Raw genomic sequence first — 2,233 nt, 5'->3', positions numbered from 1 at the left:
GTTGCGCAGAACCGCCTCGTCCTCCCCCGCCACGCCCTTCAGGGGAAACGTCAGCCCGCCGAGCAGGCTCATGGCCCGGTCATAACGTGAGAGCGTCGGGGAGAGCGTGTAGTGCCCCCGGGGCTTGTAGAGCGTGTAGTCGTGCCGCTTGCCCGTGAGCGTGCTCTCCGTCACGTCCGCGGCGGCGAGAATGCGGTCGTACTCCGTCCGCGCCCGCTCACCGAGGGGCGGAACCGCCGCGACGAGGGGTGCGTCACCGCCCTCTCCGCCTGCCAGAAGCGCCCGCGCCACTGCAAGGTAGTCCCGGGCCAGGTCCACCACCTCCCGCCCCCGGGCCGACCCGGCGAGCACCCCCTCCCGGGCCGCCAGGGCCGCGTCGAGCCGCCCCAAAAGCTCCGCCAGCAGCGGGGCGAAGTGGCGCTCCTCCACCTTCTGCAGCATCCGGTCGAAGAGCAGATGAAACGTGTGCAACCCCAGATCCGCCGTGAGAAAAAGCGGCACCACGTGGGAGGGATCCATCGGATAGGCGTCCACCAGATCGTCCACCATCAGGTTCTCCACCGACAGCGGCTCCGGGCGGACGGCAAACCCCCGGGCGAGCAAGAGCCGCCGGGTCTTTCCGTCGAGCGGAACGGCCCCCAGCCCTCCGTCCCACTGCCACTCCATCATCTCCCCCGGAAGCCGGGCCTCGTCCACCCGGGACAGATCGGGAGCGTAGTCCCTCAGCCGGAGCAGCTCCCGTGCACGCACCCAGGCGTAGCGGGTATGCACGTCCCCCGCCCCGGAGTCGACCCCCTCCCCGTCCCCGTAGACGCCGAAGCTCGAAAAACGCAGCAGCACCCAGGCTTCACCCCCGAGCGCCAGCTCGCCCACGCCGGTGACGGTCACCCCCCGAGGCAGATAGAAGTCGCTGTAGTCCCTGACGGGGTGCGACCCCGGAAGCAGAAAGAGGGACAGCCGCTCCGCCGCCGCGGAAAAAGGCTCCGGTTCAAGGGGCGTGTGCCGGGGAAAGGGCACCAGGGCATTCTTCTCCACGTAGCCCAGCACCCGCCCCTGATGGAGCAGCAGCATCCAGTCCGCGGCCCACTGCGCCTCCGGCACCGGCGCCGCCGCGACCCGGCCGCCGTAATAGACGCACCCGGCGATGCCCTCCTGATCCTCCACGCCGCGCCCGTCCTCCACCAGCACATACGGACCGGGCTTCTCCATGATGGGGGCAATGTGCCGCACCACCGTGTAGAACTCACCTCGGTGCGCCGGAGACGTTCCGGCAAAGGCGGGCGAGGCCGAAAGCCCCCCGGCGCCGCCGTCACCGGCGAGGCGGACAGCGCCGACAGAACCGTCAGCACCGCCGCCGCAACGAGCGGCACCACCGCGAGCATCCCCCGCCGCAGGACTTTCGTTCCGGAGAGAACACGCCGCAATCCTGCCGCGAAAACCGAAACTGCACGGCCCTCCCGCAGTGCCTCGAAAGCCGAAGGCGCAAGGATCCTGCACTGCGGCGACCCGAAAACCGCCCCTCCCGTCCCCCGCCGCGTCTTCCGCGTCTCCCCTGCCCCTCGCGCTTCCCGCACAATCCGCGGCTGGTTCGCGCTCCCCGCCGTCCCCTGCGCGAAAGCCCGCTGCGCTTTCCCTCCCGTCCCCGCCGCCGCCCGCCGCGCTCCGCCCATTCCGCGCATACCCGCCACATCCTTTCCCGCCCTCTTCTTTCTCCTTTTTCACCCTTCTTCACTGTCCCGCTGAGTCCTGTTCACGTGAAAGCATAGCATGAATCGCCCCGCGCCGCTCCCCCGGCGCTCCACCTCCAGCGTTTCCAATGTTTTTCTCCCCTTCTCCCCTCGTGCCCTTTCTTTCATCAACACGACTGGGCGATGATGTTCATTCTCCCTTCTCTCCCATTTCTCCCCGTGCTCCCCTTCTCCCTTCGCCTTCCCGTCCTCTCCCTCCCTCTCCGTTTTCAGATTATGGGAACCTCTGAAAAACGCTATGCCGATCTCGGAAAAACGCGATGCGACCTGGGATCGAGAGGGGATGATTCCTACTTGATCAGGACTTCCTATGCTCTAAAGAGTGTGCAAGAAGTGATTGCGGAGGGGATTCAAAGAAAGAAGGTCATGGTGTAGGGTGTCTGCAGCGCATAAGCAACCCGAGCCCTTGGGAGGCGATACACCATGACCGGAAAGAAGCATAGCAGTCGTTTCGCTGGAATGAAAGCCCTTTTCGGGAACGAAAC

The 2,233-nt window shown here is 66.7% G+C and carries 1 protein-coding gene; it reads right to left on the bottom strand.

What is annotated here, in order from left to right; all coding sequences use genetic code 11:
- A partial coding sequence (locus Q1K49_RS02660; protein WP_300522479.1) for a DUF3160 domain-containing protein occupies nt 1–1,722 on the bottom strand: 1,722 nt, incomplete at its 3' end.
- Between the last annotated feature and the right edge of the window lie 511 nt (nt 1,723–2,233).

The organism is Aminiphilus sp., from assembly GCF_029975095.1.
Lineage (GTDB): Bacteria > Synergistota > Synergistia > Synergistales > Aminiphilaceae > Aminiphilus.
This window is presented reverse-complemented; position numbering and strand designations above follow the sequence as displayed.